A 21871-nucleotide genomic window follows, 5' to 3' on the forward strand; every position below is an offset into this window, starting at 1 on the left:
ACGCCCAGCACCTCGGCGACTTCGACCCCGCCAGGTCCGGCCTCGAATACTTCAAGGTCAGCGAGTCCACCTCCCAGCCCGGCTCCCTCTACATCAACCCGCGCAACGGCGGCATCCTCTGGTCCACCGCCTCGGGCAACGACAACGGCCGGGGAGTGGCCGGCGACATCTCGGCGGCGAGCGGGGCGGGCGAGTTCTGGTCGGCGGCAGAGTCGAACCTGCGCGGCGTCACCGGCGGCAACGTCGGCCGCAAGCCGTCCTCGGCGAACTTCCTGGCCTGGTGGGACGCCGACCCGGTGAGAGAACTGCTGGACCAGACCCGCATCGACAAGTACGGCACCGGCGGCGACACCCGCCTGCTCACGGCCTCAGGCGTGCACTCCAACAACGGCACCAAGGCCACCCCGTCCCTGTCGGGCGACATCCTGGGCGACTGGCGCGAAGAGGTCATCTGGCCGACGAGCGACGACCGCGCCCTGCGCATCTACGCCACCCCGCACGCCACCGCCACCAAGATCCACACGCTGCTGCACGACCCGCAGTACCGGGTGGCGCTGGCCTGGCAGAACACCGCCTACAACCAGCCGCCGCACCCGAGCTTCTTCATCGGCGCCGGCATGAGCACCCCGCCCAGGCCCGACGTGTACGTACGCTGAGCCGCTACGACGCCTCGCCGCCCACCGCAGCAGGGGTGGTGCGGCGGGTGTCGACGGCGGAGGCGAGGAAGGCGGCACAGGCGACGAACGCGAGCACGACCAGCATCGCCGGCCGCAGCCCCCAGTGATCCCCGAGGAAGCCGAGACCGGGCGGTCCGACGAGGAAGGCCACGTAGCCGATGGTGGCGACCAGGCTGACGCGGGCGGTCTCGTCGGGCCCGGTCTCGCCCGCCGCCGACAGCGCGACGGGGAAGCCGAGTGACGCGCCGAGCCCCCAGAACAGCACCGCCGCCCCGGCCAGCACGGCGCTGTCGGAGAAGATCACCAGCAGCAGGCCGACCGCACCCGACACGGCGCTCGCGCGGACCACGAGGGTGCGGCCGAACCGGTCGAGGACGTACGTGCCGCAGAACCGGCCGATCGTCATCGCGGCGGCGAACCCCGTGTAGACGAGCGACCCGGACGCGGCGTCCACGCCGTGCCCGTCCACCATGAGCAGCGGCAGCCAGTCGTTGGCCGCGCCCTCGGCCAGCGCCATCGCGAGCACGATCGCGCCGATCATGAGGAGCTTCGCGTCCTTCCACAGCTTCGGCCGCTCGCGGGGCCCGCCGTCCTGCGCGGCGGCGCGGCCGGTGCCGGCGGGGATGGCGCGGACGGCGTACAGCATCAGCACGACGGCGATCACCGTGACGGCGGCCAGGTGCCAGTGCACCGGCAGCCGGGCGGCGGTGGCCGCGATGCCGGCCCCGGCGCCGGCCACCGTGCCCAGGCTGAAGCAGCCGTGCAGCATGGGCATGGTGGTCCGGCCGGTGGCGCGCTCGATGTCGGTGGCGTCGACGTTCACCGCGACCTCGCCGGCGCCCACTCCCATCCCGAACGTGAACAGCCCCGCCACCACCAGCGGCACCGACGACAGGAGGGTGCCGCCGCTCAGCATGGCCAGCGCGGCGACGAGCAGGGCGGTGCCCACCGCGATGACCGGGCGGGTGCCGAAGCGGGAGGTGAGCCGCCCCGAGCAGAGGATGCCCGCCATCGAGCCCAGCGAGAGCCCGAACAGGATCCACCCCATCTCGCCGGTGGAGGCCTCCAGCCGGTCACGGATGTCGGGGGTGCGGGTCACCCACGACGACAGGGCGATGCCGGGGAGGAAGAAGAGCAGGAAGAGGGCCTGCCGGCGCCGGCGGGTGGCGAGGTCCATGCAGCGGGGTCTCCTGTCCGTGGCCGGGGGTACCCCTGCATGCTAAGGGTGATCTCTATGGACAATTCGGGCGGGGTGGTCAGGAGGGCGCCGGACTCGTCGCGCGCGCTCGCAGCAGGTCCGCCACGTCCGCCAGGGCGAGCTCGACGCGTCCGTGGACGCGCGGGTTGAGGAGGAGCGTGCCGTCGAAGTCGCCGGCCGACGCGAAGATCGCCACCGGCACGGTCAGCGCCTGGAAGAAGCCGAACAGCGGGCGCAGCGCGTGCTCCAGCATCAGCGCGTGGTGCTCCCCGCCGCCCGTCGCAGCCAGCAGCACCGGCTTGCCGGCCAGCGCGTACTGCTCCACGAGGTCGAAGAAGTGCTTGAACATCCCCGGATACGAGCCCCTGTACACCGGCGCCGCCGCCACCAGCAGATCCGCCTCCTCAGCCAGTCGCAGCTTGGACTCGACCTCCGGCGTGACGTCGTCGCGCTCGGCCGCGCCGGTGAAGCCGGGGCCGAGCCGGTAGACGTCGATCCGCGCCACCTCGATCGGCATCATGCCGTCCAGCGTGGCGAGGACGACGTCCACCAGCCCCATCGTCTTGGACGGCTCGTTCGGGCTGCCGTTGACCACCACGACGCGCAAGGTCATGCCGCGCTCCTCTCCACCTCGCGGCGCACCAGGGGAGCCACCTCGGTGCCGAGGCGTTCGATGGCGGCCAGGTGCTCCTTCTGCGGCATGCCGCCGAAGCCCATCTGGATGATGGCCCGCGTCACCCCGTACAGCTCGTGGTAGGCGAGCAGCTTGTCGGCGACCTCCTGCGCGCTGCCGACCAGCAGCCCGGCCGCGGGCGTCGCCTGCGCGTCGAACACCGGCCTCGACAGCGGGAAACCGGCCCCGCGCTGGTGGTTGTTGTCCAGCATGCCCCTGGCGAAGTAGGGGTACATGGTGTCGCGGGCGGCCTGGCTGGTGCGGCCGACGTACCCGTGGGCGTTGATGCTGACGGGCAGCGCGGCGGCGTCGTGGCCGGCCTCCGCCGCGGCGGCCCGGTAGAGCCGTACGGTCTCCTCGTGCGTCGTCATCGGCCCGAGCAGCAGGGCCAGCGCCATCGGCAGGCCGAGCCTGCCGGTGCTGATCGCCGACGCCGGTGACCCGCCGACCCCGACCCAGATCGGGATTGTGCCGCCGTCGGCGCGCGGCGCGACGTCCGCCTCGTACAGGGGCGGACGGAAGCGGCCCCGCCAGGTGAGCGGGTTGCGGTCGCGGATGGCGAGCAGCAGGCCGAGCTTCTCGCGGAACAGCTCCGCGTAGTCCTTCAGGTCGTAGCCGAACAGCGGGAACGACTCCGTGTACGAGCCGCGCCCAGCGATGATCTCCGCCCGGCCGGCCGACAGCAGGTCGATGGTGGCGAACTGCTCCCACACGCGTACCGGGTCCTCCGAGCTGAGCACGGTGACCGCGCTGGTCAGCCTGATCCGCTCGGTGCGCTCGGCGGCGGCGGCCAGCAGGATCGACGGCGCCGAGCCGACGAAGTCGGACCTGTGATGCTCACCCACGCCGAAGACGTCGAGGCCCACCTGGTCGGCGAGTTGCGCCTGCTCGATCGTCTCGCGGACGCGCTGCCTGGGGGAGGGGAGCCGTCCCGTCGCGGGGTCCTCCGTCAGCTCGCCGAACGTCATGATGCCGATCTCGAACGACATGTCGTTCTCCTATCTCTGGGTTCGGTCATTGTGCTCTAATCTGCTTGCGCAAGCAATTATTCCGGGAGATTCCGCTGGTGGTCGCTTGGGCCGGTGGTGTGCATCCTTGGCTGAGCTTTGCTGTGCAGGCAGGCAGGTGCGGCTGGCGCGGCCGTGCGCGGGCCGATACGGTGCTGCCCATGGCGACGGAGAGGCTGTCAGAGCTCGAGGACGCGGCGTGGCGCGGGTTCCTGGTCACCCACGACCGCATCTGGCGCGAGATCGAGGCCGGGCTCGCGCCCCTCGGGGTGAGCATGGCCGAATACAGCGTGCTCGCGCTGCTCGGCGAGGCGGGCCGCAAGGGCGTGCGCATGTCGGAGCTGGCCCAGCAGCGGCTGATGTCGAGCGGCGGGTTCACCCGGCTCGCCGACCGGCTGGAGCGGCGCGGCCTCATCGAGCGGCGGCGCTCGGCCGACGACGGGCGCGGCTTCGAGGTCCACCTGACCAAGGAGGGCCGCGCCCTGATGCGCAAGGCGTGGCGCCGCCAGCACAGCGACCTGCGCCGGCTCTTCTTCGACCGGCTCGACGACGACGACCTCGAAACCCTCGCCGCCATCTGGACCCGCCTCACCCCGCCGGACGACGCCCGGTAACGCCGACGGGGGAACATTCGTCCAATACGCCGCCACCCGGCCGACGCCACAGTGACGGCATGACTGTTTCCGACAGCGGGCCGCGCGCGCAGAGCGCAGGCCCCGCCCAGAGATATACGCCGTCACAGGACACCGGCTCCAGCGAGAGACCCGCGCCGTCACAGGACACCGGCTCCAGCGAGAGACCCGCGCCGTCACAGGACGCCGGCGCCACCGGGAGCCGCACGCTGTCGCTGGACGACGGGGAGCTCCACGTCTGCCAGGACGGCCCGCGCGACGCGCCCGCACTCCTGCTCGTCCACGGCTCCGCCTCCTCGCTCCGCTCGTGGGACGCGATGGTCCCGCTGCTGGCGGAGCGGCACCACGTCATCAGGATCGACCTGCTCGGACACGGCAGGTCGGGCAAGCCGGACGACCGCAGTTACGCGACGCCCGACCAGGCCCGCCGCGTCGGCGAGGCACTCGACCGGCTCGGCATGGAGCACGCCGTCGTGGCCGGCCACTCCAGCGGCGGCGTGGTGGCCACCGCCCTCGCCGAGCTGCGGCCCGGCCTGGTGGACGCGCTCGCGCTCATCAACACGGGGCCGAGCCTGGAGGCGTACATCCCGCAGGAACCGCTGCCCCTGGACCCGGCGCGGTGGCCACCCGAGGACGAGCAGATCCTCCGCTTCGGCCGCACCGCGTTCAGCCGTCCCGGCTTCGAGGTGCCCCAGGAGCTCGTGGACGAGGTCCGCCTGATGACCTTCCACACCCTCACCACGACGATGCGGGAGACCACGGAGTACCTGCGGCAACGCGCACTGCCCGAAAGGCTGGCGAGCCTCGGCGAACCGCTGCTGGTGCTGTTCGGCGCGGACGACGGCAGATGGCGCTCGTCCTCCGCCGCCGACTACCGGAAGGTGCCGGGCGCGACGGTCGAGCTGCTGCCCGGCCTCGGACACACCCCCATCCTGGAGGACCCCCAGCGCACCGCCGCCCTCCTGCTGGACTTCACCACACGGAGGCGCTGAGAGCGCATAACGCGCGCCTGCCGGGCAGGAGGACGGAGGCGACCGGCCACGCCGCCGGTCCACGAGGGGGACCCGACCGTCCGAAGGCTAGGAGGAGACACATGAATCCGTCAGGCCAGGAGACCGGCAAGGTCACCGGCACCCAGGACAAGGACTACAACCTCATCTGGTTCGTCGAGCAGTGCCTGAGCAACGTGCTGCGGCTGGAGAACTACATCGCCGACGCCGAGCGTACGGGCGACGACGAGCTGGCCGGCTTCTTCCGCCGCGCCCAGGCCGAGAGCCACAAGGGCGCGGAGCAGGCCAAGGAACTGCTCCGCAAACGCCTGGTCGCCTGACATTCCGCAGACGCCCCCGGCCGCGCCCGGGGGCGTCCTCATGCCGGCGCCGCGAGCAGGAGGTCACGCTCGGCGGCCCCATGCGTGCTTCTCGGTCACGCTTCAGCACGGCCGATGAGTTTCCGGGGCGTCGCCGGTCCGTACGGGTATGACGACTTTCGCTCTCATCCACGGCGGCGGTGGCAGCGCGTACGACTGGCACCTGCTCGAACCCGAGCTGCGCGCCCGCGGCCACGACACCGTCGCCGTCACCCTGCCCATGTCCGACCCAGAGGCGGACCTGTGGACCTACGCCGACGCCGTCGTCGAGGCGGTCGGTGAGCGGCGGCCGCTGGTCGTGGTGGCGCACTCGTGGGGCGGCTTCGTGGGGCCCCTGGTCTGCGCCCGCCTCGAAGTGGCCGCGCTGGTGCTGGTCACCGCCATGATCCCGAGCCCGGGGGAGTCGCCAGAGGCCTGGTGGGAGCGCAGCGGCCGGCCCGCGTCCGGCACCGACGACGAGTACGAGCTGTTCTGGAACGACGTCCCGCGCGACCTGGCCGACCGGGTGACCGCCGAGGACGCGGCGGCGGCCGGCGACCTCAGCATGGACCGGGCCACCGGCGCGCCGTGGCCGCTGCCCGCCTGGCCGGACGTCCCCACCCGGTACGCGCTCTGCCGCGACGACCGCCTCTTCACCCCCGACTTCGTCCGCCGGCACGTCAAGGAACGGCTCGGCATCGTGCCCGACGAGCTGCCCGGCGGCCACATGGTGATGGTCTCCCGCCCACGCGAGCTGGCCGACTACCTGGCCCAGGTCAGTGGCGAGCCGGCTCGTTCGGTGGGCGTCACTTGAGCGGGTCGTGCCCCCAGTTCATCAGCGAGTAGCGCCACTTGGTCTCCTTGACGTCACCCGAGGGCCGCTGCGCCAGGTGCCGGTGGACGTAGCCGACCACCTTGCGCATGTGCGCGAAGTCGTCATCCGTCAGGTCGGACCTCTTGGCGCGCAGCAGCTGGACGATCCGCCGGCCCGACTCGTGGCCGGTGGACTCGCCGCCGCCGTCCTTCTGCCCGACCGCCTTGGAGTCGTCGCTGTCCAGCCAGTGCTCCAGCTCCTTGGCGGTCATGTTCACCGCCTCGCCGAACTCCTTGGCGACCGTCTCGTGATCCTCGCTCACCGCGACCCCTTGCCCTTGCGCAGCGCCGACGGCTTGTGCACCGCCTTCTTGCCGCTCTTCTCGCTGCGGACGACGTACTGGGGCTCATCGGGCGAGGCGGCGACCGTGCGGCCCGCCTCCTCCTGCCTGCCGGTGACCTTCTTCTCGACCTTGCCGTGGGCGGTGGAGCCGTGGCTCTTCCAGGTGACCTCGTCGCCGACGGACGGCTCCTGCTTCCGCTTCTTCGTCATGAGCTGCGCCCTACCCGGCCAGACCTGCGCAGGCCCCACGGCGGGCACGGATACCGCCATGGCGAGGTCAAGCCCCCTCAGAACCGGACTCGGGGGCCGGACTCGGGGGCCGGGCTCAGGGCCGGACTCAGAGCCGGACCATGACGGTCTTGGTCTCGGTGTAGGCGTCCAGGACTTCGAGGCCGTGCTCGCGGCCCAGCCCCGACTGCTTGAACCCGCCGAACGGCAGGCTCCCCGCGCTCATCTCGCCGAAGGTGTTGATCCACACGGTGCCGGCGCGCAGGCGGGCGGCGGCGCGGTGGGCGCGGCCGAGGTCCCTGGTCCACACCGACGCCGACAGGCCGTAGATCGTGTCGTTGCCCTGGGCGACGGCGTCGTCGAGGTCGGTGAAGGTCAGCAGCGCCGCGACGGGGCCGAAGATCTCCTCCCGTACGACGCGGGCGCCGGGACCGGCCTGCTCCACCAGCGTGGGCGGCATGTAGAGGCCGTGGCCGAGCTCGCCGGCGGTGTGCAGGACGCCGCCCTCCTCCCTGGCCACGTCCAGGTACGCCGCCACCCGGTCGAAGTGCTCCCGCGTGGCGAGCGGCCCGGCCTTGGTCCCGGGATGGAACGGGTCGCCCAGCGCGTACGAGCGCATCTCCCGTACGAGCAGCTCCCGGAACCGCTCACGGACCGGCTCCTGCACGAAGATGCGGCTGCCCGCCACGCAGCCCTGGCCGCTGCCCTGCGCGAACCCCGCCACCGCGCCCTTCGCCGCCGCCTCCAGGTCGGCGTCGTCGAAGACGATGGTCGGCGACTTGCCCCCCAGCTCTAGCGTGACGCGCTTGAGGTCCCTGCTGGAGACCTCCAGGATGCGCCGGCCCACGGCGAGCGAGCCGGTGAAGGAGATCTTGTCGACGTCCGGGTGGCCCGTCATGGCCTCGCCCGTCGGGGCGCCGCCGGTGACGATGTTCACCACGCCGGCCGGCAGCCCGGTCTCCGCCAGCAGCTCGCCGACGCGCAGCGCGGACAGCGGCGACCAGGCGGCGGGCTTGGCGACGACCGTGTTGCCGGTCGCCAGCGCGGGGGCCAGCTTCCAGGCGAGCTGCAGGATCGGGCCGTTCCACGCGGTGATGGCGGCGACCACGCCGAGCGGCTGGCGGACGGTGTAGGCGAGGGTCGAGGGGTCCGACGGCCCGGACCGCCCGTAGATCTTCGTCGGCCAGCCCGCGTAGTGGCGGAACACCTCCACCGCGTGCTCCACCATCCAGCGCGTCAGCCACAGCGGCCCGCCCATGTCGAGCGAGTCGAGCACGGCCAGTTCCTCGGTGTGCGTCTCGATCACGTCGGCGATGCGCAGCAGCACTTTGCTGCGCTCGTACGGGGTGATGTCCGCCCACGAGGGCGCCTCGAAGGCGCGGCGGGCGGCGGCCACGGCGGCGGCGACGTCGTCGGGGCCGGCGGCGGACACGTCGGCCAGCACCTGACCGGTGGCCGGGTCGCGGGTCTCGAACGTCTCGCCCGACCGCGCGGGCACCCAGGCGCCGCCGATCAGCAGCCGCTTGGGGGTGCCGTCGCCGAGGAAGGCGGGCGCGGGACGCTCGGAGGGGCTCAGGGTGAGGGGAGCAGTCATCAGGGTTGTCTCTCCAAAACGAACTAGTTTGTTCTGATGCGACCGACCGTAACCCCATCCGCGCGGTTCGCGCAAACGAACCAGTTCGTTCTAGAATCGCCCGCATGGGGAGAGGAGAGGCCAGCAGGCGGCGCCTCCTCGACGCCGCCGCCGCCGAGTTCGCCGCCTACGGCATCGCGGGCGCCCGCGTCGATCGCATCGCCGCCGAGGCCAAGGTCAGCAAGGCCGTCATGTACGCCAAGTACGGCAGCAAGGAGGACCTGTTCGACGCCGTCCTGGCCGACCAGGTCCAGGGCGTGCTCGACGTCGCGCCGCTGACCCCCGACGACCTGCCCGGCTACGCCGTCCGGCTCTACGACGCCTACCTCGACCGGCCGCAGCTCGTCCGCCTGGCCACCTGGGCCAGGCTCGAACGCACCCCCACCGGCTACCTGTTCTCCGCGGCCGATGAGGTGCCCAAGGCCGGCGCCATCGCCGAGGCCCAAGCCGCCGGCCACATCGATCCCGCGTTCGACCCCGCCGACGTGCACGCCATGGTCATCGCCCTGGCCATGACCTGGTCACCGGCCGGCATCATCTACACCGCGACAGAAGACGACCCCGAGGCGGAACACAACCGCCGCCGCGCCGCCCTCGCCGCCGCCGTCCACCGCGCCTTCACCCCCACCAAGAGGCCCTGACCAGCACCGCCCGCCGCGCCTTCGCCTCCGCTGGGGCCCTGATTCGCACTGCCCGCCGCGCCTTCACCCCCCATCGGGAGGCCCTGACCCGCGCTGCCTACCGTGCCTTTGCATGCGCCGGGAGGTCCTGACCCGCACCGCCCGCCGCCCCTGGCCGGCCGCTGACTGCCTCAGCGTTCTCCCGCCGGCTCGCACGTGAGCCGAGGCCCGCGTCTCCTGCCGGTCGGCGTTCGTCATGTCGTGACGTGCGCCTCTGAGCAAGTGAGGCCGATGGGTCAGGTGTCGTGGCGGGCGGCCCATTGGAGGCGGTGGCGGGTGGCGGCGCGGTGGGCCAGCGCCGACGCCTCCGCCGGGACGCGTTCCGCTCGCCAGGCCGCGAGCGTCTCCAGCATGCCCTCGACGAAGCGGCGGCCGAGCGCCGTGACCGTGCCGCTGGTGAGCAGGGTCAGGCAGGCCTCGTGCGCCGCGTCCCGCCAGCGGGCGAACTCGCTGTGCGCCACCTCGGGGTCGGCCGCCACGTGGCGCTCGGCCCGCCAGAACCCGGCCACCCCCATGTGCGCGTACGCACCCTGCAGCAGCGCCGCCGCCGGCCTCGGGTCGTCGCGCCAGGGCGCGTAGTAGTGGCCCCGCGCGCCCGGACGTACCAGGTCGAACAGGTCCATCAGCATGGTCAGCTTGGCGTGCTGCACCTCGTGGGCCAGCGTGAGCGCCGCCGACCGCGGGTCATGCGGCCACGACATCGCGACACTCCCGTACGCGGTGCGCGCCGTCGCACTCCGCGTGCCCGCCTCAGGCGGCGCGATCGGCACCACGACCTTGGTGATGCCTTCCAGCGCCCGCGCCACCCCCGGATGCCGAGCCTTGAGCACTCCCCGGGCTTGATCGAGCACCGCCCCCCAAGCCTCCGCCTCGACGTCGGACAGTCGCCCCAACGGCTGAATCGGCCCAGGAAACCGCCAGGGATCCACATCATCCAGCAGAAACCCGACGTCCCGCACCCCTTCCCACCGCGCCCCACCGACCGCCACGGTCACGCGTAGGTCATGGGGGAGAGGAAAGCGCTCACCGGCCACCTCAAGGCAGGCGGAAGGGGGACCGACCGGTCCGCCGATGGCGCTCGGCTGGTGGCGAGAGGTGGGGTCGGCTGGCCCGCTTGCGGCGGCCGCCGGCTGGTGGTGAGGGGTGAGGCTGGCTGGGGAGTCTGCGGCGGCGCGTGGCGGGCTGGGGGTGGGGATGAGCAGGGTGACCGGTTCGTTGGCGGGGACTCCTGGGAGGAGGAGGCGGCCGAGGCCGGGGAGTTCGGCCATTTCCGTGCTTGTGGTGAAAGAAGCTGTTCCGGGGATGCCGGCCATGAGGGCGGCGGTGGCGGCGAGGGCGGCGAGGCGTTGGGGAGTGGCGTCTTCTCCGCGGTTCAGGGCTGCCACTGTGGTGGAGGCCCAGGTGCCGAGGAGGGGGTAGCCCAAAGCTTCCGCCGCTGCGGAAGGGGCGGCTTGCTGGATGCGGGCAAGGAGCCGGTAAGCGTCCGCGGTGGCCGGGGCGCCTGGGTGGTCCAGGGCGCGGCTGCGGGCGACGACCGCGTGCAGGAGCAGGATGTTCTTGCCGCGCTCCATCGCGGCCGGGTCGCCGGGGACCGGGCCGCCGCGTGCCAGGTCGTCGAGTGCGGCGGGGGAGAGGGCGAAGCCGCGGATCATCCGCCGAGCCGGGCGAGGTCGCCGGTCACCCTGGAGCCGATGTGCCCGATCAGCCGGTACAGGTCGGGGCAGTAGACGCTGGGCCGGTCGAAGCCGGCCCCGTCGCGGTAGCGGTGCGCGACGTGCCCGCCGCCGCACACCCGTACGCGCGGGCAGGCCAGGCAGGCGGACGGAGGCGGCCGGCGGACGGCCACCCCGGGCAGGCCGAAGACGGCGTCGAAGGGGTCGGTGGCGACGTGCAGCCCGGTCGCGGCGGCCCCCTGGTAGGCGGACTTGAGCGCGTCGCTCTGCTCGATCGACCCGTCGCTCTCCACGACCACGACGGCCGCGGGCTCTGGCCCGATGCCCTCGGTGCCCGACCGGCCGCCCAGGTGCAGCACGAGGATCCCCTCCAGGACGCGTACGGAGGTCTCCGGCGGGACCGCGCCGTACCAGCGGTCGAAGACGGCGATCAGCCAGTCCGCGTACGGGGTCCCGCCCCTGGGCACCCGTCCGGGCGGCGGCTGCGACCAGTTGCCGTGCGGCAGCAGGAAGTCGACGGCGGGCGGCCGGAGGGAGATGAGCTCCTCGTACACCTCGACGGGGTCGTTGCGCAGGTCGATCGTGCACAGTAGCCCGGCGAAGCGCCCCTCGCGGGCGGCCAGCGTCTCGACGGCGGCCCTGACCCGGTCGTAGCTGCCGCGCCCGGCACGCGTCCTGCGGTGCCGGTCGTGGGCGGCCCGCCCGCCGTCCATGCTGACGCCGACCCGGACGCGGAACTCGTCGAACAGGTCGAGGAAGGCGGGCCCGAGCCGCAGCCCGTTGGTCTGGACGGTGAGGTGGGCGCGGACGGACATCCCGGCGAAGGTGGCGAGCAGGGTGCGCAGGTGGGCGGGCCCGCACAGCAGCGGCTCCCCGCCGTGCAGGACGACGTTGACCGAGCGCAGCCCGTGGGCCGCCGCGTGCTCCTCGATGCGGGCCGCCGTCGCCGCGGCGGTGCGGGCGCTCATCATGAGGGGACGGTCACGCCAGCTCTGGTCAGCGGATTCGTAAATGTAACAGTGATCGCAGGCCAGATCACACCGGCTGTGGACTTTGAGAACGAATGTGCGAAAACTCTCCGGCATGGCTGCGGGAAATAAATGCACTGCTGTCCAATGCTCCGGGAAACGCTCAACGGATAATATCCGAGTAACCGGAAATTGACTACGATTTCGGTCCTGGGGGACAGGTGGATGAGATTCTCCGTTCAGAGCTGCCGGACCTGTCGGACCTCGACCTGGAAGCGGTGGCGCAGCTGCCCGACAGCGCACTCAGCCGCGCCGTGCGCAGGCTGCTGGCGGACACGGACGATCCATCGGAAACTTATTTCCTCGGTCACGACACATGCCTGCCCGGCGCAGGTAAGGATTAGGTCCGAGGGCGCGATGTCGGCATAGAGCGAAGGCGCGGGCGGTGGACACGATGACGAAAGCTCGTGTGATCGGTTTTTTCTCGACCCGGGCCGGCCTCGGCCGCACCATGGCGCTGTGCAACTGCGCACTTCTTCTCGCCGAGGCGGGAAAACGCGTCCTCGTGCTCGATGAGGAGCCGCAGGCGCCCGCGTTGCGCCATTACCTGAGCCGTTTCCTGCCGGAACGCCCTGGTGAGCCGCGTACGGCGGGCCCCGGCGACTGGTCGGGCCTGGAGATCGCCGTCGACCTGCCCGGCCAGGTCGTGCGGCACGCGGTGCTGACCGGCGAGGAGATCGACGCCGCCGCCCCCTACGACTACGTGCTGGTCAACCTCAGGCCAGGCGCGGAGCCGTCGCCGGTGATCCGGTCCTGCGACAGCGCCGTGGTGTGCTTCTGGCTCAGCCCGTACGGCATCGACGAGGCGGCGGCCACGGCCCGCCAGATGCGCGCGGCCGGCACCCCGGTCGTGCCGCTGCCCACGATGGTCTCCCACGAGGGCGAGGACCTGCTGCGCACGGCCAGGCAGCGGGCCACGGCCGGCTTCGGCACGGACATCGCCGTCGAGGTGCCCTACGACAGCGCCGCCTACTTCTCCGACGACCTCGCCGTCCTCACCGAGCCGCCGGGTTCGGGCGGCACTCAGCGGGCCGCCTACGAACGCCTGGTCGAGCTGCTGAGCGGCGGCGCGGTCACGACACTGCGCCACGTCTCCATCGTGTACGTCCCCGGCTACGACGTGTGGGCCGAGTGGATCGCCGCCCAGCTCGACCTGTGGGGCGTCAGGGCCGACAGCCTCACCAAGGCCGACTACCTCTCGCGCACGCCGGTCGACCTGCTGGCCGGCGACGCGCACACGGCCGTGCTGGTCGTCGGCCCGCCGGGCGAGCCGTCGGGCCTCGACTGGCAGCGCAGGGGAGGCCGGGCCGCGCCGCTGCCGGGCCGCGGCCTGATCCGCGTGCTGGTCGACGGCAAGGGCGCCGGCGCCGCACCGGCGGGCGAGGTGGAGCTGGACCTGCGTGGCCTGCACGAGGCGGAGGCCGCCGCCGAGCTGCAGGCCGCGCTCGGGGTCGGCGGCGCGTACGTCGCCGGCGGCGAGGGCACGGGCACCGCCCGCTTCCCCGGCCGCGGCCCCGCCCTGTCGGAGCTGCCGCAGCGCGACGAGGGTTTCACCGGCCGCCAGGCGCTGCTGACCCAGCTGCGCGCCCAGCTGGGACCCCGGTGGGACGGCACGGGACGCTGCGTGGTCACGGGCCCGGCAGGTCGCGGCAAGAGCGCGCTGGTCCTGGAGTACGCCCACCGCTTCCGCGGCGCGTACGACGTCGTGCACTGGCTGCACGCCGAGGACGTCTACTCCGCCCGCGAGGGGCTGCGCAGGCTGGGCCAGGAGCTGGGCCTGCCGCCCCGCGAGGACGCGGTGACCGTGCTGAAGGAGCACCTGGCGAGCCCCGAGTCCGGCCGCTGGCTGCTGGTGTTCGACGAGGCCGATCGCCCCGACGCCATCGCCGGCCTCGTCCCGCAGGGCCCGTACGGCCATGTCATCGTCACCTCCCGCGCGACCGGCTGGCCCGGCGACTTCAGCCCCGTCGAGGTCGGCAAGCTCGCCGCCGCCGACGCCGTCGAGCTGCTGACCTCGGGCGACGAGCTGCTCAGCGAGAGCGGCGCGGCCAAGGTCGCCGCCACCGTCGAACACCTGCCGCTGGCCCTGTCCATGGCCAGGGCGTGGATGGAGCGCGAGCTGACCAGCGCGCAGCGCCCCCGCCGCACGATCGACGACCTGCGGACGATCACTGTCGACCGCTTCCTGTTCACCTACCAGCGGATCAGGCGCGACCTGCGCGAGCAGGGCCGCCCCGACGACGTGCACGCCGTCATGGTGGAGCTGATGCTCGACCTGCTGCGCGGGGTGCCGGGCGGCGAGGGCGCCCCGTGGCTGCTGGAGGCGCTGACGTTCGTCTCCTCCGACGGCGTCCCGCTGAGCCTGGCCCACTCCACCGCCTCGCGCGACTACGCGGTCGCGCTGATCGGCGAGTACGGCGACGGCCTCATGGTGGACGCCCTGCTGCGCCTGCTGCACGAGCACGCCCTGGCCAGGGCCGAGCCCGGCCCCGGCGGGCGGCTGCGCGTGCACCGCGTGACCGCGAGCCTGGTCCGCGCCCGCATGCCGGCCGCGCAGGTCGAGGAGCGCCGCCGCCAGGTGCTCGCGCTGCTGGCCAGGCACGCGCCCGCCGACACCGAGGGCCCCGACGCCGGGATGTACCTGGAGCTGGGCAGGCACGTGTTCCCGTCGGGCGCGATCGAGTGCGGCGAGGAGATGGTCAGGCGCTGGATCATCGGGCAGGTCCGCTTCCTGTTCCTGCTCGGCGACCGCAGCGCCTGGGACAAGGCGGTCGCCATCGGTGACCGCGCGCTGCGCAGCTGGACCGCGCCCGGCGCGGAGGCCAGGCCCGACCTGGTCAACCGGCTGCGCATGGAGCTGGCCAACGTCCACCGCGTGCTCGACCGGCCCGAGACCGCCTACGCGCTGTCCGGGCAGGCGCTCCAGGAGCTCAGCGGCGACCGGCGCGGCCATCCGCTCCGGTACATCGCCGCCCAGGTCCACGCGGCCGACCTGCGTGCCGTCGGCGACTTCGACGAGGCCTACCACTGGGACTCGGTGGCGTACGAGGGCATGCACCGCGTGTTCGGCCCCGACCACGAGTGGACGAGCAAGGTGCTCAACAGCCTGGCGCTGTCGGCCTCGCTCAACGGCCGGCCGCACCGGGCGTACGAGCTGGCCAGGCAGCGCATGGACCGGCGGCGGGCGCTGTTCGGCGAGAGCGACCTCGGGCTGTGGCGCACCGCGCTGACCGCCGGGGTGCTGCTGCGCGACCTCGGCCGCTACCAGGAGTCGTACGACCTGCTCCGCGCCGGGCTCGACCAGCTGGCGAGCAGGAGCGCCAAGGGCGACCCGCGCACCCTGCTCATGCTGCGCATGCAGAGCAGCCTCGCCGCCGCCGAACGCATGCTCGGCCGCCCCTTCGAGGCGCTGGCCCGCGACCGCGAGACGCTGGAGGAGCTGCGCTCCCTGGTCGGCGGCCGGCACCTGTACGCGCTGCTCTGCCAGGCCGGCTTCGCCGCCGACCTGCACGCGCGCGGCGAGCACGCGGAGGCGGCGGGCAACGCGCGGCACGTGGCCGACGGCCTGGCCGCCATGCAGGCCGAGCACCCCTTCACCCACGCCGCCCGGGTCAACCTGGCCACCTACCTGGCCGCCGCGGGAGCGGACGCCGAGGCGCTGGAGCCGGCCAGGCAGGCGCACGAGGCGCTGCGCAGGCGGCTCGGGACGCGGCACCCGTACACGCTGGCCGCCGCCGTGACGCTGGCCGGCCGGCTGGTGGCGCACGAGCCGGCCGAGGCCCTGGTCCTGGAGGAACGCGCGTGGGACTGTCTGTCGAGGACCTTCGGCCCCGAGCATCCGCGCACGCTGGCCGTGCAGGAGAACCTGACCAACACCCGGCGCCGCCTGGTCGGCCACCCGGGAGCCGAGGCGGGCGTCCGGCACGCCGTCGAGATCGAGATCCTCGGGAACTGACATGCGGGAGGCGGACTTGAGGACGACTCGCTCGCCCTTCGCCCACATCGGGCACGAACGACTGGTCACGCTCTGCGAAGAGGCGCTGCCCGGCCTGCCGGACATCGAGGTGCTCGCCTTCTACGACCGCGGCTTCCACGTGTTCACGATCGCCGAGGGCGACGACGAGGAGCGCAGGTCGCTCGAGCGGGCCTTCCGCCAGCTCGTCACCGAGAACGTCCGCCTCGACGGCCTGGTCCGCGACTTCGGCACCGGCGAGCTGATGCGGACGTTCGTCATGACCGAGGACGCGGCCGTGCAGTGCGGGCACGTCTTCGAGGAGGAGTTCCTCATCGGCATGACCCGCGACCTCGCCGCCGCCGAGGAGATGGACGAGCAGGTCGCCCGGCTCGTCAGCCGCATCAGGACCGAGGTCTACCTGCAGGCCGACCAGCTGCCCGGCGGGCGGCGCAGCCCGCGCGAGACGCCCGGCATCGAGCCGGCGGTGCTCAGGACGACGGCGGGCGAGGCGGCCGACCCCACACTGGTCGCCGACCTGGTGAGCTGCCTCGGCTCGCTCGTGGACGTCAACGACCTGCACTACGTGGCCGTCTACCGCGACTGGCGCTTCCTGTGCGCGGCCGACGTCATCGACAGCCCGGCGCTCGCGCCCTGGTTCGGCGGCGCCGAGGGCGGCGAGGGCGCCCGTAAGCTGTACCAGGACTTCGCCGCCCGGCTCCGCTCCGACCTGCCGGAGCTGGCGTACTCGCTGCGGCAGCTGTCGGAGGCGCCGATCACGCGGCTGGTCCTCGACGTCGTCTCCGGCGCGATCTACGTCTACCCGCTGCCCGGCGCCCGGGGGTTCGCGGTCGGGCTCACGGTGTTCCAGCCGGAGGTGTTCGTCGCCGAGAACCGGCTGCGTGAAGGGCTGGCCAGACTGTCGGAGCTGCTGGGGACGGGCTGATGTGGCGGCCCCGCTCATGGCCCGATGATCGGCAGGGGCTTATCGTCGTCCTTGACAGCCACTGTGAGGAGGGGCCGTGCGCCCGTTGCTGACCGACCCTGCCGCCGACCGGCTGGCGAAGGGCGTCGGCGTGGCGCTGGCCGGCTGGGCCGTCGCCGCTCTGGGCCTCGGCAGCCCGAGCGGCCACCCGATCTTCCTGTACGGCGTGACGGCGCTGCTCTGCGTCGGCCTGTACGGCAGCGTGCACGGCATCGACAAGGAGTCGGCCTCCGGCGATGTCAGGACGGTCGTCATCGCCGTCACCGTGGGCGTGCTGCTGAAGACGGCGCTGATCGCGGGCGTGATGTGGCTGTTCTTCGGCCATCCCGCGGTCATCCTGCTGGCACTCGCGGTGGCCCAGATCGACCCGCTGTCGGTGGGCGCGCTGATCGGCCGGGCCCGCATGTCGCCGCGCGCCAAGTCCCTGCTGCTGGCCTGGGCCTCCTTCGACGACCCGATCACCGCCCTGCTGACCGTCTACCTGTCCTCGCTCGTGCTGGGCACGACGGGCGGGGGCTACGCCGGCTACCTGACGAACCTGGGGCTCAACCTGGTCTTCGCCGGCGCGGTTCTGGCCGCCGTCCTGCTGACCAGGCGCTGGGGGGCCGGTCACCGGGTGCGGCCCGGCATGGTGCGTACCGGCTCGCTGCTGCTGCTCATCGCGTTGCTGGCGGTCGCCACGGCGCAGTTCCTCGTCCTCGGGATGGCCCTCATCGGGCTGTTCTTCCGCCCCGAGCTGGGCAGGCTGCTGGACGGCGCGCTCACCGGCGCCTTCTACCTGGCCACGTTCGCGATGGGCACGCTGCTGGTCGCCGGCATCGAGCCGGTCATGGCGCTGGTGCTGGGCGTGGCGGCGTTCGCGGCGCAGGCCGTGGTCGGCGGCCTGCTGATCACCCGCGGCCTGCCGGTGCGCGACCGGGTGAGTCTCGCGCTCGGCCAGCAGAACGGCATCACCGCGATCCTGCTGGCACTTGCCCTGGCCCCGGCCTATCCGCAGGCGGTGGCGGTGATCGCGCCGGCCGTGCTCGTGGTCAACGTGCTGCACGTGGCCGCCAACACCGGCTGGCAGCGCGTGCTCACGGGCGGACTGCGGAGACCACTCCGTTCAGCACCCGACGCCCCAGCTCGTCCAGCACCTGGGAGCATTCGTCCGGCCGTGGCGGATGCGCAGGACCCCGTTGGGGAGCCGCCGCGCTGAGCGGCGCCGACGGCAGCGACTGCACGGTCACCTCGAACGTGCGGCAGATCGCCTGCAGCTCCTCCTCCTGGCCTGGGCTCAGCCGCCCCGCAGGCGTGCCGGCCAGGAACTGCGCCACCCGCTCCTGGAACGCCCGCACCAGCAGCCGCCGCACCATCGCCGCGCCGGCCGCCTCCATCAGGTCACGCGAGGCCAGCCGGCGCCTGGCGCGCAGGCTGTGCTCGCTGCCCGCCGGGTTGTCGAAGACGTCGTGCAGCAGCCGGTCGAGCTCGCCGGTGGCCTCGGTGAGCGCGCCCGCCCGCTGGAACTGCTCGGCCACGGCCGGCGGCAGCACGCTCAGGTCGGGCTCGGCGGCGCCGGACGGCGGGGCCGACCTGAGCCCGGCGACCGTCTCGTGGAGCTGGTCGATCATGTTCTGGGTGGCGCTCTGCTGCCTGCTCAGCCGGTCCATCCGGCGGCGCAGCCCCTCCAGGACGTTCTCCTCGGCCGAGGCGGCCAGCCGGTTGAGCGCGACCTCCAGCGTCTGCCTGAAGCGCCCGCCGAAGTCCTGGACGTTGAACAGCAGAGGCTGGCGGCCGAGCAGGCTGGACACGCCGGCCCGCATCGACGTGGTGAGGTGGCCGTTGACGACCGCGATCAGCTCGCACGGCACCTGGCTGGCCCGCGCCGCCGCCACCCTGCGCTCCAGCTGGGCGTCGTCGCCCGCGCTGAGCAGTGACCTGGTGACGAGCACGGCGACCGCGGCCCGGCCGTCGGCGTAGCGGACCCAGAAGTCGATCGGGTCGGTGTCGGCGGCGAGCACCACGCCGGTGCGGAAGTCGAGCCCGCTCTCCTCCAGGATGCGCCGCACGGTGGTGCTCACCTCCCACTGCTCGAACTCGTGGCGCTGCCTGACGGCCTCCCTGATCGTGGCGGTGGTCACCGGCCTGCCGGTCGGCTCGACGATCGCCTGCGCCCGCCGGAACAGCGAGAGGATCTCGCGCGGGTTGCCGTCGGTCATCTGCACCAGCGCCTCGGCGACCGGCCCGCTCACCTCGTCGCCGCGCTTGCCGACGAGCTCGATCGCCTCCTCGCGGTCGAACGGCGAGGGCGTGATGACCCGGGTGCGTTGCAGCGTGCCCCGGCTGACCAGCGGCAGGCTGTCGGTGGGCCCGCAGTAGACCAGCAGCCCCCTGGCGTCGATGAACACCTTGACCAGCTCTTCGAGCGAGTTGATCGCGTCCTCCCTGGCCTGGCCCTCGCCCCCGAGCAGCTTCTCGAACTCGTCGATCACCAGGACCATGCGGCGGCGCATCCGGCCGCCGAGATAGACCAGCACCGACAGCGTGTGGTAGGCGTCGGCGGAGGTGACGAGCTGGCGGTGCACGCCCCTGGCCCGCAGCTCGGGGCTGGGCGGCGCGCCGCCCAGCCACTCCCAGACCGCGTCGGTCAGCTCGTCCATCACCATGAGAGCCAGCGCCGTCGCCCACACCGAGTGCTCGGTCAGGTGCCGCAGCATGTGGCGCAGCTCCTCCTGCAGCGCCCGCTTGGCCAGGTGGAAGTGCTCGACCACCTTGCGCGGGTCGAGCGTGCCGTCGCGCAGCCGCGACCTGATCTCGCCGGCCAGCTCGGGCCCCGCCTGCTCCTCGCCGATCTGCTCGGCGGTCACCCGGCCGTAGTAGTCGATGACCAGGTCGTGCAGCCGCTCGCGGCCGAACTGCTCCAGCAGGATGTTGCGGAACAGGTAGCCGAACTCGGAGTGGGGCGTGTCGAGCTTGAGTATGACGGCGTCCTCGTGGCTGCGCGCGATGCGGTGCAGCACCGACGTGGCCAGATGGGTCTTGCCCGACCCCAGGTCGCCGATCAGGGCCAGGGCCCGGCCCGACTCGCCGAGCTCGCCGCCGCCCGTCGACAGGTAGCCGTCGACGAACCGGTGGGCGCTGTCGAAGGCCGGGGTGACCACGGTGATCGCGGTGGGGTCGGCGTCGTCGCCAAGGCGCAGCGTGTAGGTGACGGGGACCTCGGGCTCGTGCGGTCCTTGGCTGCCCTTCATGACTTCTTGTCTTTCTCCAACCGGGTGAGAAGGCGCATCACGATCTTCTCGCCGAACGCCTTGAGTTTCGCGGGAGTTATGTCCCTATGGCCATAATCCTCGAAGAAAAGGGCCAGCTGTTCGAGCGCCTGACTGGGTGTCTTGAAGGGGCGTACCGCTTCGGAGAGCTCGTGCATTTCCGCGTCCCCCAGGGAGACTCGACGTTTGACCAGAATTTCGCGGATGTCGCATCCCCCGCCGTCCAAAAGGCCGACCGGCAGGAAAATTGTATGGCAGGTGGGGTGCCTGCCGAACTGACCGGCGAGCTTGCCGGGGTCGTCCGTCAAGGACTCGGCGAAGAAGACCATCCGCCTGCGCGCCAGCTCCTGGAAGTTGCGCACCCACTTGAGCTGCAGGTGCTGCGGGAGGAGGACGACGGCCACGCCGCCGCGTTCGTTCAGGACGTCCCTGATCCGGCCGAACGCCACATACGGATCATCGGTCGCCTCCCGCAGCGATTCCACATCCTCGTGGAGGGTCCATTCCTCCTCCTCCAGGAGTACGGTCATCTGCCGGGCCAGCCACAGCGCCATCTCGGCGAACTCGGTGCAGTCCTCGTGGCCGGTCGACTGGCTGTAGTCGGCGACGCAGACCCGCTCGATCTCCCGCTCGCGGGCCAGCAGGTGGGCGCAGCGCTGGATGAACGTGCTCTTGCCGACCCCGCGCGGGCCGTGCACCAGGATCAGGTGGCCGCGGGCGGCGACCCGGTCCTTGGTGACGGCGGTGTCGAAGCGCTCGTACAGCAGGTCGTGCATGCCGTCGATGAACGCGAACAACGGCAGGTGGTCCACCCGCTCGTCGAAGAAGAGCAGCGGCCCCGTGTAGGGGGAGCCGTCGGGGCTCGGCGGGTGGATGGGGTTGGTCATGCGCGCCGCACCCCCGGATGGGGCCGCCACGGCCGGCGCAGCGCCCTGTCGAAGCCCGCCAGCCGCTCCGACAGGGTGGTCAGGGCCGGCTCGATGTCGCCGTCGTGGGCCTGCTCGCGGGTGAGCCGCTCGGTGAGCAGGCGCCGGGCCTCGGGCACCTGGCGCCAGCCGGGACGGAACCTGCTCACCCTGGCGAGCTGGGCGGCGAGCTTCTCGTACGCCTCCTCGTACGGCCCGGCCTGCGGTGTCCTGCCCGCCTGCCGGGAGGCCCGGTATTCGCGGGCCGTCACGAGGAAGGCGTCGGCGGCGTCGCCCAGGTCGTCGGCGTGCTTGACGGCCACCGTCGAGGCGTTGCGCCACTCCGTGGAGACGAGCGCCACCAGCCCGCCGGCCAGCACCGGCAGCAGGACGGACACCACGGTCGGTAACGGGCCGTCGGCCGGTTTGGGCGGGGCGACGTACGTCATCGCCTGGCAGGCCCGGGTGAACGCGGCGCGGTTCTCCTTCGCCCACCGGCTCGGGTCGAGGGTGGCGGTGGGGGTGACGACGCGGCCCTGGGCGGCGCTCAGCCGGTCGTCGAGCGCCGCCGCCGCGGCGGCCAGCTCGGGCTGCCGGGAGGGGGAAAGGCACTGGACGATCTGGTCGTCGCGCAACGGCGGGGCGGAATGCGAACATGCGGTCAGTGCTATGGGTGCGCCGAGGAGGAGTAACCAGCCGAACACCCACAAACGTCGCATACCAGGATTCCTCGCCTCGCCGGTAATTGCCACGATAACCGGCCCCTCCAGCGTTAGTGCGCGGTGGTCACAAGCTCGTCATATGACAGCACAGGAAACCCGCTCGCCGGAAGGCGGAATACGGACGAG

At 72.5% G+C, this 21871-nt stretch carries 19 protein-coding genes and 1 pseudogene; 9 read left to right on the forward strand and 11 right to left on the reverse strand.

Annotated features, from left to right (window positions below):
- Positions 1–656 (forward strand): annotated as a pseudogene (locus tag AB0K28_RS44390) (rhamnogalacturonan lyase); the annotation flags it as partial.
- Between the two features lie 4 nt (positions 657–660).
- On the opposite strand, the gene AB0K28_RS44395 reads toward AB0K28_RS44390, so the two are convergent.
- The 3 genes from AB0K28_RS44395 to AB0K28_RS44405 all read right to left on the reverse strand — a co-directional run bounded on the left by AB0K28_RS44395 (position 661) and on the right by AB0K28_RS44405 (position 3537).
- Complete coding sequence (locus tag AB0K28_RS44395; RefSeq protein WP_364382647.1) at positions 661–1854, reverse strand: MFS transporter; 1194 nt, start codon at positions 1852–1854, stop codon at positions 661–663.
- Positions 1855–1933: 79 nt separating this feature from the next.
- A complete protein-coding gene (locus AB0K28_RS44400; RefSeq protein ID WP_364382650.1) occupies positions 1934–2488 on the reverse strand; it encodes an NAD(P)H-dependent oxidoreductase in 555 nt (184 codons plus the stop codon).
- Positions 2485–3537, reverse strand: coding sequence for an LLM class flavin-dependent oxidoreductase (locus AB0K28_RS44405; protein WP_364382653.1), 1053 nt, complete (start codon positions 3535–3537; stop codon positions 2485–2487). Before AB0K28_RS44405 ends, AB0K28_RS44400 begins: the two co-directional genes overlap by 4 nt.
- A 179-nt stretch (positions 3538–3716) precedes the next feature.
- Here AB0K28_RS44405 and AB0K28_RS44410 point away from each other — a divergent pair, with 179 nt between their 5' ends.
- The 4 genes from AB0K28_RS44410 (at position 3717) to AB0K28_RS44425 (ending at position 6349) form a co-directional block, all read left to right on the forward strand.
- Entirely contained in the window at positions 3717–4169 is a 453-nt protein-coding gene (locus AB0K28_RS44410) for a MarR family transcriptional regulator (RefSeq protein WP_364382656.1), read from the forward strand.
- A 59-nt stretch (positions 4170–4228) separates the two neighbouring features.
- Positions 4229–5179, forward strand: a complete 951-nt coding sequence (locus AB0K28_RS44415) for an alpha/beta fold hydrolase (protein ID WP_364382659.1) — start codon at positions 4229–4231, stop codon at positions 5177–5179.
- 101 nt (positions 5180–5280) lie between these two features.
- Positions 5281–5517, forward strand: coding sequence for a hypothetical protein (locus tag AB0K28_RS44420; protein WP_345385315.1), 237 nt, complete (start codon positions 5281–5283; stop codon positions 5515–5517).
- A 148-nt stretch (positions 5518–5665) separates the two neighbouring features.
- A complete protein-coding gene (locus AB0K28_RS44425; protein WP_364382662.1) occupies positions 5666–6349 on the forward strand; it encodes an alpha/beta hydrolase in 684 nt (227 codons plus the stop codon).
- On the opposite strand, the gene AB0K28_RS44430 is transcribed toward AB0K28_RS44425, so the two are convergent.
- The 3 genes from AB0K28_RS44430 to AB0K28_RS44440 form a co-directional block, all read right to left on the reverse strand.
- Positions 6342–6671 carry a DUF3140 domain-containing protein gene (locus AB0K28_RS44430; protein WP_364382665.1) on the reverse strand — a complete coding sequence of 110 codons (330 nt, stop codon included), beginning with the start codon at positions 6669–6671 and terminating at the stop codon, positions 6342–6344. The two genes, AB0K28_RS44425 and AB0K28_RS44430, sit on opposite strands and share 8 nt — an antisense overlap.
- Complete coding sequence (locus AB0K28_RS44435) at positions 6668–6901, reverse strand: DUF2945 domain-containing protein (RefSeq protein ID WP_345385312.1); 234 nt, start codon at positions 6899–6901, stop codon at positions 6668–6670. The genes AB0K28_RS44430 and AB0K28_RS44435 overlap by 4 nt, the downstream gene beginning before the upstream one ends.
- A gap of 127 nt (positions 6902–7028) precedes the next feature.
- The gene (locus tag AB0K28_RS44440) at positions 7029–8513 is read right to left on the reverse strand and encodes an aldehyde dehydrogenase family protein (protein ID WP_364382669.1); all 1485 of its coding nucleotides are present in this window, start codon (positions 8511–8513) and stop codon (positions 7029–7031) included.
- Between the two features lie 104 nt (positions 8514–8617).
- Between AB0K28_RS44440 and AB0K28_RS44445 the strand changes: the two genes are divergently transcribed.
- Positions 8618–9193 carry a TetR family transcriptional regulator gene (locus AB0K28_RS44445; protein ID WP_364382672.1) on the forward strand — a complete coding sequence of 192 codons (576 nt, stop codon included), beginning with the start codon at positions 8618–8620 and terminating at the stop codon, positions 9191–9193.
- Positions 9194–9468: 275 nt separating this feature from the next.
- Here AB0K28_RS44445 and AB0K28_RS44450 read toward each other — a convergent pair whose 3' ends face one another.
- A complete protein-coding gene (locus AB0K28_RS44450) occupies positions 9469–10884 on the reverse strand; it encodes an HEXXH motif-containing putative peptide modification protein (RefSeq protein ID WP_364382675.1) in 1416 nt (471 codons plus the stop codon).
- Complete coding sequence (locus tag AB0K28_RS44455) at positions 10881–11990, reverse strand: FxsB family cyclophane-forming radical SAM/SPASM peptide maturase (protein ID WP_364382678.1); 1110 nt, start codon at positions 11988–11990, stop codon at positions 10881–10883. The genes AB0K28_RS44450 and AB0K28_RS44455 overlap by 4 nt, the downstream gene beginning before the upstream one ends.
- Positions 11991–12094: 104 nt before the next feature.
- On the opposite strand from AB0K28_RS44455, the gene fxsA reads away from it, so the two are divergent.
- From fxsA to AB0K28_RS44470, 3 genes are read left to right on the forward strand one after another with little or no spacing between them, the layout of a single operon-like run.
- Complete coding sequence (fxsA, locus tag AB0K28_RS44460) at positions 12095–12277, forward strand: FxSxx-COOH cyclophane-containing RiPP peptide (protein WP_345385306.1); 183 nt, start codon at positions 12095–12097, stop codon at positions 12275–12277.
- Positions 12278–12327: 50 nt separating this feature from the next.
- Positions 12328–15888 carry an FxSxx-COOH system tetratricopeptide repeat protein gene (gene fxsT / locus AB0K28_RS44465; protein WP_364382681.1) on the forward strand — a complete coding sequence of 1187 codons (3561 nt, stop codon included), beginning with the start codon at positions 12328–12330 and terminating at the stop codon, positions 15886–15888.
- Positions 15889–15904: 16 nt separating this feature from the next.
- A complete protein-coding gene (locus AB0K28_RS44470) occupies positions 15905–16831 on the forward strand; it encodes a hypothetical protein (RefSeq protein ID WP_364382684.1) in 927 nt (308 codons plus the stop codon).
- A gap of 1115 nt (positions 16832–17946) precedes the next feature.
- Here AB0K28_RS44470 and AB0K28_RS44475 read toward each other — a convergent pair.
- From AB0K28_RS44475 to AB0K28_RS44485, 3 genes are read right to left on the reverse strand one after another with little or no spacing between them, the layout of a single operon-like run.
- Positions 17947–20100, reverse strand: a complete 2154-nt coding sequence (locus AB0K28_RS44475) for a hypothetical protein (RefSeq protein ID WP_364382687.1) — start codon at positions 20098–20100, stop codon at positions 17947–17949.
- Positions 20097–21005 carry a hypothetical protein gene (locus tag AB0K28_RS44480; protein ID WP_364382690.1) on the reverse strand — a complete coding sequence of 303 codons (909 nt, stop codon included), beginning with the start codon at positions 21003–21005 and terminating at the stop codon, positions 20097–20099. Before AB0K28_RS44480 ends, AB0K28_RS44475 begins: the two co-directional genes overlap by 4 nt.
- Positions 21002–21742 carry a hypothetical protein gene (locus AB0K28_RS44485; protein WP_364382693.1) on the reverse strand — a complete coding sequence of 247 codons (741 nt, stop codon included), beginning with the start codon at positions 21740–21742 and terminating at the stop codon, positions 21002–21004. The genes AB0K28_RS44480 and AB0K28_RS44485 overlap by 4 nt, the downstream gene beginning before the upstream one ends.
- Positions 21743–21871: the final 129 nt, after the last annotated feature.

This window comes from Nonomuraea sp. NPDC049504 (genome assembly GCF_040676845.1).
Lineage (GTDB): Bacteria > Actinomycetota > Actinomycetes > Streptosporangiales > Streptosporangiaceae > Nonomuraea > Nonomuraea salmonea.

Bases quoted from the DNA above. Each gene is read 5' to 3' on its own strand.
- AB0K28_RS44395 (WP_364382647.1), bottom strand. From the start codon at position 1,854: ATGGACCTCGCCACCCGCCGGCGCCGGCAGGCCCTCTTCCTGCTCTTC.
- AB0K28_RS44400 (WP_364382650.1), bottom strand. From the start codon at position 2,488: ATGACCTTGCGCGTCGTGGTGGTCAACGGCAGCCCGAACGAGCCGTCC.
- AB0K28_RS44405 (WP_364382653.1), bottom strand. From the start codon at position 3,537: ATGTCGTTCGAGATCGGCATCATGACGTTCGGCGAGCTGACGGAGGAC.
- AB0K28_RS44410 (WP_364382656.1), top strand. From the start codon at position 3,717: ATGGCGACGGAGAGGCTGTCAGAGCTCGAGGACGCGGCGTGGCGCGGG.
- AB0K28_RS44415 (WP_364382659.1), top strand. From the start codon at position 4,229: ATGACTGTTTCCGACAGCGGGCCGCGCGCGCAGAGCGCAGGCCCCGCC.
- AB0K28_RS44420 (WP_345385315.1), top strand. From the start codon at position 5,281: ATGAATCCGTCAGGCCAGGAGACCGGCAAGGTCACCGGCACCCAGGAC.
- AB0K28_RS44425 (WP_364382662.1), top strand. From the start codon at position 5,666: ATGACGACTTTCGCTCTCATCCACGGCGGCGGTGGCAGCGCGTACGAC.
- AB0K28_RS44435 (WP_345385312.1), bottom strand. From the start codon at position 6,901: ATGACGAAGAAGCGGAAGCAGGAGCCGTCCGTCGGCGACGAGGTCACC.
- AB0K28_RS44440 (WP_364382669.1), bottom strand. From the start codon at position 8,513: ATGACTGCTCCCCTCACCCTGAGCCCCTCCGAGCGTCCCGCGCCCGCC.
- AB0K28_RS44445 (WP_364382672.1), top strand. From the start codon at position 8,618: ATGGGGAGAGGAGAGGCCAGCAGGCGGCGCCTCCTCGACGCCGCCGCC.
- AB0K28_RS44450 (WP_364382675.1), bottom strand. From the start codon at position 10,884: ATGATCCGCGGCTTCGCCCTCTCCCCCGCCGCACTCGACGACCTGGCA.
- AB0K28_RS44455 (WP_364382678.1), bottom strand. From the start codon at position 11,990: ATGCCGGAGAGTTTTCGCACATTCGTTCTCAAAGTCCACAGCCGGTGT.
- fxsT (WP_364382681.1), top strand. From the start codon at position 12,328: ATGACGAAAGCTCGTGTGATCGGTTTTTTCTCGACCCGGGCCGGCCTC.
- AB0K28_RS44475 (WP_364382687.1), bottom strand. From the start codon at position 20,100: ATGAAGGGCAGCCAAGGACCGCACGAGCCCGAGGTCCCCGTCACCTAC.
- AB0K28_RS44480 (WP_364382690.1), bottom strand. From the start codon at position 21,005: ATGACCAACCCCATCCACCCGCCGAGCCCCGACGGCTCCCCCTACACG.
- AB0K28_RS44485 (WP_364382693.1), bottom strand. From the start codon at position 21,742: ATGCGACGTTTGTGGGTGTTCGGCTGGTTACTCCTCCTCGGCGCACCC.